The sequence below is a fragment of the Senimuribacter intestinalis genome (assembly GCF_943192965.1).
GTDB lineage: Bacteria > Bacillota > Clostridia > Peptostreptococcales > Anaerovoracaceae > Senimuribacter > Senimuribacter intestinalis.
The window spans coordinates 1-7,023 of record NZ_CALPCF010000028.1 but is presented as its reverse complement, the minus strand read 5'-3'; the positions used below and the strand labels follow the sequence as shown (position 1 = coordinate 7,023).

Annotated in this window: 14 protein-coding genes; all 14 read left to right on the top strand. The window is 42.9% G+C overall.

The features are described from left to right. Positions 1 to 326 (top strand): hypothetical protein (locus NFR88_RS14930; RefSeq protein ID WP_465250592.1); only part of this gene is annotated, 326 nt, incomplete at its 5' end. Between the two features lie 3 nt (positions 327 to 329). After that, positions 330 to 527 carry a hypothetical protein gene (locus NFR88_RS14925; protein WP_251617271.1) on the top strand — a complete coding sequence of 66 codons (198 nt, stop codon included), beginning with the start codon at positions 330 to 332 and terminating at the stop codon, positions 525 to 527. Continuing rightward, positions 521 to 1,105: an ERF family protein gene (locus tag NFR88_RS14920; protein ID WP_251617268.1), complete on the top strand. Its 585-nt coding sequence runs from the start codon at positions 521 to 523 to the stop codon at positions 1,103 to 1,105. Before NFR88_RS14925 ends, NFR88_RS14920 begins: the two co-directional genes overlap by 7 nt. 1 nt (position 1,106) lies before the next feature. Then, positions 1,107 to 2,006, top strand: coding sequence for a YqaJ viral recombinase family protein (locus NFR88_RS14915; RefSeq protein WP_251617265.1), 900 nt, complete (start codon positions 1,107 to 1,109; stop codon positions 2,004 to 2,006). A gap of 52 nt (positions 2,007 to 2,058) precedes the next feature. Continuing rightward, positions 2,059 to 2,292, top strand: coding sequence for a hypothetical protein (locus NFR88_RS14910; RefSeq protein WP_251617262.1), 234 nt, complete (start codon positions 2,059 to 2,061; stop codon positions 2,290 to 2,292). Then, positions 2,279 to 2,830: a recombination protein NinB gene (locus NFR88_RS14905; RefSeq protein WP_251617259.1), complete on the top strand. Its 552-nt coding sequence runs from the start codon at positions 2,279 to 2,281 to the stop codon at positions 2,828 to 2,830. The genes NFR88_RS14910 and NFR88_RS14905 overlap by 14 nt, the downstream gene beginning before the upstream one ends. A gap of 248 nt (positions 2,831 to 3,078) precedes the next feature. Further along, on the top strand, positions 3,079 to 3,624 hold the full coding sequence (locus NFR88_RS14900) for a hypothetical protein (RefSeq protein WP_251617256.1): 546 nt from the start codon (positions 3,079 to 3,081) through the stop codon (positions 3,622 to 3,624). Then, entirely contained in the window at positions 3,515 to 4,273 is a 759-nt protein-coding gene (locus tag NFR88_RS14895) for an ATP-binding protein (protein WP_251617253.1), read from the top strand. The genes NFR88_RS14900 and NFR88_RS14895 overlap by 110 nt, the downstream gene beginning before the upstream one ends. A gap of 1 nt (position 4,274) precedes the next feature. After that, positions 4,275 to 4,778, top strand: a complete 504-nt coding sequence (locus NFR88_RS14890) for a DUF5839 family protein (RefSeq protein WP_251617250.1) — start codon at positions 4,275 to 4,277, stop codon at positions 4,776 to 4,778. Beyond that, on the top strand, positions 4,762 to 5,103 hold the full coding sequence (locus NFR88_RS14885; RefSeq protein ID WP_251617247.1) for a putative PDDEXK endonuclease: 342 nt from the start codon (positions 4,762 to 4,764) through the stop codon (positions 5,101 to 5,103). The genes NFR88_RS14890 and NFR88_RS14885 overlap by 17 nt, the downstream gene beginning before the upstream one ends. Next, positions 5,078 to 5,353, top strand: a complete 276-nt coding sequence (locus NFR88_RS14880; protein WP_251617244.1) for a hypothetical protein — start codon at positions 5,078 to 5,080, stop codon at positions 5,351 to 5,353. Before NFR88_RS14885 ends, NFR88_RS14880 begins: the two co-directional genes overlap by 26 nt. A 141-nt stretch (positions 5,354 to 5,494) precedes the next feature. After that, positions 5,495 to 6,292 (top strand): bactofilin family protein, encoded by a 798-nt coding sequence (locus NFR88_RS14875; RefSeq protein WP_251617241.1) that lies wholly within the window; start codon positions 5,495 to 5,497, stop codon positions 6,290 to 6,292. A gap of 2 nt (positions 6,293 to 6,294) precedes the next feature. After that, positions 6,295 to 6,528, top strand: a complete 234-nt coding sequence (locus NFR88_RS14870; protein WP_251617239.1) for a hypothetical protein — start codon at positions 6,295 to 6,297, stop codon at positions 6,526 to 6,528. Then, on the top strand, positions 6,525 to 6,959 hold the full coding sequence (locus NFR88_RS14865; protein WP_251617234.1) for a single-stranded DNA-binding protein: 435 nt from the start codon (positions 6,525 to 6,527) through the stop codon (positions 6,957 to 6,959). The genes NFR88_RS14870 and NFR88_RS14865 overlap by 4 nt, the downstream gene beginning before the upstream one ends. Positions 6,960 to 7,023 lie beyond the last annotated feature (64 nt).

Here is a 7,023-nt window from a genome sequence, read left to right as displayed (position 1 = left end):
ATGGAAGAGGTGATGTAATGCTTTGGTGTGAAAACTGCAAAAAAGCGGTAGAACCGCAAGAAATGGTTACATACGACATTCCCAACCTGAACGTTGGAGGATTTGAGAAGATAGTTACCTACCACTGCCCGGACTGTGGCGAAGAGGTGTATTTAGAAGCTGGTAAATGTGTGATGTGCGGAGAAAATACCGCACCGGACAAAAAACTCTGTGAACACTGCTTTAAAGAAATAGATGGGGCGGTGAATGAGTTATCGAATTCGTTAAAATTGACATTTAAAGATGTGCTTTACGGCATATCGGAATACTTGGATATGGAGGAATAGGAAATGTATAAAATTACTTTGAAACAGGGATATGATGATATTGAGTTTTGTTTTAACGATATGGCAAGTGCACTGGTGTTTGTTGAAAATGCAATAAGGCATGGCATACCTTGCACAAGGAACGATGAAGAGCAGAAAGTTGAAGCAATCGTTGAAAAGATGAATCCGGAGGATTTGAATGTGGAGGATAAAGAATGTTAGGTAACTTGCTGAAAATTCAAGAGGAGTTAAAAGCTCCAAAGGGGCAATATAACAGCTTTGGTAAATATAATTATCGCTCTTGCGAGGATATTTTAGAGGCAGTAAAGCCATTACTGCAAGCACATAGTTGCACTTTAACTTTGTCCGATGACATCGTACAGGTCGGAGAAAGGTATTACGTAAAAGCAACTGCGACGATTGTGACTGATAACGGTGAATCAGTGGCGGTCACAGCCTTTGCTAGGGAGTCGCTTGACAAAAAGGGTATGGACGATAGCCAAATCACAGGAACGGCATCATCATACGCAAGAAAATATGCCCTAAACGGACTCTTCTTGATTGATGACACAAAAGACGCAGACACAAACGAACACAGAACAGAGCGGACACAGAGAGCGGCAAAGACGATGACAAAGACTGAACCGAAAGACCCGAACAAGATTACATTTAGAGAAAAGGTCATCATTCTTGCAAATGAAAGAGGTATCCCGCTCAAAGAACTAATGAAGGATTATGGAATTACGAAAGACACAACAGAAGAACGCTTTGCAGAAATACTAAAGGATATGGAGGGATAACATGCAAGACGTTACAAAAGACAGAGATAAATACATAGGTGGTTCTGACGTACCTATTATCATGGGATTATCCCCATTTAAGACAAGGTGGCAGCTGCTGCAGGAAAAGGCTGGAATTGCCAAAAACGATTTTGCAGGAAACGCTTACACCGAGTATGGAAATGTGATGGAGCCGAAAATCAGAGAATACGTCAATACGCTGCTTGGCTGCAGTTTTATTGAAGACAAAGAAGAAAATGGATTCATGCGTTACCATTATGACGGACTTGACAGAGAAAGTGGAGTAGCGCTTGAAATTAAAACAACGTCGCAGATTCACGACAACATAAGTGGATATAAAAAGTATCTCGTGCAGCTTTTAACCGGTATGAGAATGGTCGGGGCAATGGAAGGATTTCTTGCCGTATATGAACGACCGGAAGACTTCGATGAAGAGTTTGACGCTGACCGCCTAAAATTGTTTTTAGTAAATCTGAACGATTACAAGGATTTGCTCACTGACATAAATATAGCGTGTCAAAATTTTTGGAGTGACCTTGAAGCATTGAAAGAAAATCCGTTCATGATGGAGGAAGATTTACAACCCTTTCCGGTAATTGTCAATGCGCAGATTGTATGCCGATTAGAAGAACAGCTGGCAGCGTACAAGGACATTGAAATGCAGTGCAAAGCGGCTAAAGCAGAGTTAAAGCAAGCGATGGAAACCTACAACATTAAGTCGTGGACAACACCTAACGGTACAAAAATAACTCTTGTACCGGACGGCGAGGATAAGACGGTTAGAGAATTTGACCTGAAAAAATTTGAAGAATTCCATCCGGAATTGATAGAACCATACATGGTGGACAAGGTTAAGAAAGGAAGGTCTGGGTATGTCAAAATCACGCTACCAAAGGTATAAAAGTGTTATGCAAAAAGATACAGATTGCTGCATGATATGTGGCAGTCCAAGAATGCTAGAATGGCATCACATCTTTGGAGCTGCCAACAAAAAGAACTCTGAAAAGTACGGTTTGATGGTAAGACTTTGCCACAACTGCCACAACGAGCCGCCGCACGGTGTGCACCATAACGCTGAACTTATGCGGTCGCTGCGTAGACACGGTCAGATGGTGTTTGAAGAAATCCATAGCAGAGAAGAGTTCGTGCGAATATTCGGAAGGAACTACATTTATGAAACTGATTAAAGATGTAAGAATGGAAGTCTTGCCGTATCATACCAACATCGTTATCTCTTGCGAGAGGGGGCAAAACAAAGCCATAGAAAGACTTTTGCAGGAGATTAACATCATTGACCCAAAGAAAGATTATGACATCTCTATTAAGCCGAAAAGGCGCAGGCGGTCGCTTGATGCAAACGCCTATTTATGGGTGCTGATAGGGAAATTAGGAGAGAGGCTTAACAAATCAGATATTGAAATTTATAGGGAGCAATTAAAAGACAATGGAGTGTTCGAGATTATCCCTATTAGAGCGGACGCAATGGCACGATGGATAGCGGTATGGGGAAGTAAAGGCATTGGCTGGGTATGTGATGATTTGGGAGAGTGTAGGAATACGCCCGGTTATCACAATGTTAAATGCTACTACGGCAGCAGTACATATAACACAAAGGAAATGGCAAGGTTGATAGACTCTGTTGTTAACGAGTGCAAGGAGCAAGGCATAGAGACCTTGCCGCCGTACGAACTGGCACGCTTGAAATCAATGTGGGGTGATGGCTGATGGAAGGATATATCAAACTCTATAGGAAGCTGATAAAATCTCCCATTTTCCAAAATGAAAAGTTGCTGAAAATTTGGATTTGGTGTCTCTGCAGAGCGAATCACCGTGATACTGAAACGATAGTGGGGCTTAGAAAAGTACAGCTGCAAAAAGGACAGTTTGTGTTCGGTCTGATAAAGGCTTCGCAAGAACTTCAAATCCCCAAAACGACACTTTACCGGAATTTGAGAACGCTTTGTGAATTCGGCATGATAAGCATAAAATCGGAAAACAAATTTTCTGTTGCGACCGTTGAAAACTGGGAGAAATACCAGTGCCTAGACCCCGAAAGTAAAAAAGAAACGGAAAACAAGCGGAAAACAAATGGAAAGCAAACGGAAACAGACAAGAATGATAAGAATGTAAAGAATGATAAAGAAGATATATATACGTCAGATTATCAGACTGTGGTAGACGCATATAACCGGATTTGTCATTCGCTGCCCAAATGCACCATCTTATCATCGAAAAGGAAAATGGCACTACACGCTAGATTTGAAAGTAAGTTCCGACCAGCCGATTTTATAGAAGTGTTCAAGAAAGCAGAAGCAAGTGATTTCCTTTCCGGGCGAAATACCAAATGGAAAGCGAACTTTGACTGGCTGATAAACGAGAACAACATGTTAAAGGTGCAGGAAGGCAATTATGATAACAGAAAGGAACAAGGACATGATTCTGGATATCACGCAGATGAGAGAGCGCAGGGAGCGGATACAAGCGGAGATTACGACTATTCAAAGTTCTTCTCTGACTGAGGAAAGTTTCGGCAGGTTGCAGGACTTAATAGACCAGCTTGAGGCAATTGATATTGAACTGGAAGCGGAGGAACGCAGGGCAGAACGCATGCTTACAGAGTGCGATTTGGGGCGGCGGTTTGCGGATAGAACCTTTCGGAACTTTGATGGAAACGCCTTTAACGCAGCTTATCAGACGGCATTAGATTATGCTACGAATTTCCCGGAAAATCATGGCGAGGGGTTGTTGTTTACCGGGAATCCTGGAACAGGAAAAACCCACCTTGCAGCGGCGATAACGAATCACATTATCGGGGTGCATAAGGTGCCGGTCAAGTTTGTCAGCTATGTTGATTTTCTTGAAAGTCTGAAAGCTGGGTTCAGCGGTAAAGAAAAAGAGGACGAAGTAAAGCGGCTAAACGAAATCCCTTTACTGGTGATTGACGATTTAGGAAAAGAAAGGACAAGCGAATGGTCTAACGCAGTCCTTTACAGGATTGTAAACATGAGATATGAACACTGTCTGCCGGTTATCATCACAACGAATGAGACTATATCAGACCTTGAAAAGGCGGTGGGAGAAGCAACCGTATCGAGGCTAATGGAAATGTGTAAAGGTGTAAGAATGGTCGGAGCAGATCACAGAAAAGAAAGTCTAAGGAGGAAATAACATGGACGAAAGAATTAAGCAGATTACTAACTACTACGGGTATGGCAAGCAGAAAATACAGCTGATGGAAGAACTGGGCGAACTCATGCAGGCTATCAGTAAGTACGATAGGGCGGAATATGGCTTTGAAATTTATAACGCATTTTGGAATATTGTAGATGAGTTAGTAGATGTGCAGGTGATGATAGACCAGTTAAGAGAATTACTTCATGTATCACCTGAATGTTTTGAGGGGAAATACAATGCAAAATTGAATAGGCAGATAAAGAGAATTGAGGACGAGAAACTTGTATACGTAATTGACGCAGTGCATGAGGTTGGCGGCAAGGAATATAGCTGGCGAGTTCCTGAAAATAAACAGCTGCCAAAAGTCGGACAAATTGTATATGTAAATGCACAAGGCGATGTTAAGCCGGTAATCTTAAAGAGAATCCGCAGAATGGCTAGAAAAGATGCTAAAAAGCTTAAAACGATGGTAGGTGACAGACTTGAACAGCAGGAATAAAGGGGCAAGATTTGAGCGAGAACTTGCCAAAACTCTTAAAGGTTACGGATACGACTGCCGGAGAGGGCAACAGTACTGCGGAGCGAACGGTGACGCTGATGTAGTAGGGCTGCCGGGAATCCATATTGAAGCAAAGCACGTGGAGCGACTGAACATCTACGACGCTATGGCACAGGCAGTAAGAGACTGCCGAGAGAGTGAACTTCCGGCAGTATTCCACAGGAAAAACTATTGCGAAACACTAGTAACAATGCGGTTAGACGACTGGATAAAGTTGTACCGAGAATGTGAGACAGGAAATGATCTGGAAGCCAAGAAGATTTAACAGGAAAAAGAACCTGGATAAAGAATTAGCCAACTACGGAGACATCTATATCGTACAGAGCGAACTGGTAGAAGCAACGTGTTATGGTCTGCAAGCAGGTACGTTTGCGATAATACGACCGATTGGGGCTCTGCTTTGTAATCTTGACGATGTTCCGGCGGCAGCAGAAGAGCTGGAAGACGATGTAAAAACAGAAGTGCTGTCTGTTTATGCAGATATCAGGCAGATGGGATTGGAAAGGGTGTGGTGATATGAGAATCTGTGGAGAATGCAAACACTTAGAAAAATACCATGAAAACGTGTACTTATGCACCAAGAAAAAGAACACGGTAAGTAAGAAAAAATTAGGAGTTACTACAGATTGCCCAAACTGGGAAGAAAAGAGGGAGAAATGAAAAAATACGAATTTATAGGTGAAGTAATACAAATCGATGGACATAATCTGAAACGGATTAGAGCGCTTATAGACTTTGGAAAAGTAAAAGCGAATGAAATTGGAGGCTACATCGAGTCTGAAAATAATTTATCTCATTCCGGAGATGCTTGGATTTCCGGAAATGCTCAGGTTTACGGAAATGCTCAGGTTTACGGAGATGCTCGGGTTTGCGGAGATGCTCAGGTTTCCGGAAATGCTCAGGTTTGCGGAGATGCTCTGGTTTCCGGAGATGCTCAGGTTTGCGGAGATGCTCGGGTTTCCGGAGATGCTTGGATTTACGGAAATGCTCAGGTTTACGGAAATGCTCAGGTTTACGGAGATGCTCAGGTTTACGGAGATGCTCAGGTTTACGGAGATGCTCAGGTTTACGGAGATGCTCGGGTTTGCGGAGATGCTCAGGTTTCCGGAAATGCTCAGGTTTACGGAGATGCTCGGGTTTACGGAGATGCTTGGATTTACGGAAATGCTCAGGTTTGCGGAGATGCTCGGGTTTACGGAGATGCTCGGGTTTGCGGAGATGCTCAGGTTTCCGGAGAAAATGATATTTTTACAATTGGACCAATCGGTAGTAGACAAGATATAACTACGTTTTTTAAAACCTGTACTGGATATATTGGCGTAAGATGTGGCTGCTTTTGGGGTACGCTGCAGGATTTTTTGGACAAAGTTAATGAGAGGCATGGGGATAACGAGTTTGGACAAGCATACAGACTAGCAGCGGAAATTGCAAAATTAAAGATGGAGAATAAGTAACGATGAAACGATATGAACAGTTAAACGGATTACTTGGAGAAACTGAGACACCGGAAGATATGGCGTTAAAGTCAACGATTACATATTTCTTGCAATCAAAATGCAATTTTGCCAAAGGTTGTGAGACGGTAGAAGATGTTTATAAAACAATAAACACCATTGCGGAAAATGAGATTCAAAATTTTAAAACGTATTACAGAAGACATTTGGAATGGCTAAAGGAGGAAATGGAATGAATAGTGTAGTTCTAATCGGAAGACTTACCCGTGACCCGGAAGTCAGATATACCGCAAGCACACAGATGGCAGTTGCAACATTTACCGTTGCTATTGACAGACCTGTAAGAGCAGGCGGCGAGAAGCAGACAGATTTTCCTCGCGTGACCGTTTTCGGCAAGCAGGCAGAGAACTGCGAGAAGTACTTAGCAAAGGGCAGACTGGTTGGCGTTCAGGGTAGAATCCAGACCGGAAGCTATCAGAACAAAGACGGCGTCACTGTTTACACAACGGACGTAATTGCCGATAGAGTGGAGTTTTTGGAGTATGCAAACAATCAGTCGACCGGCGGCAGAAACTCTGCGAGAGAGGACAATAGGCAGTCAGAAGCACCGTTACCAGAAGAGATTCTGGATTCGTTCCAGGCAATTGATGAGGACGTCCCGTTCTAGGAGGTAGAATAATGAAATACAGAAAAAAGCCTGTAGAGGTAGAAGCGTGGCAGTGGGAAGGAAA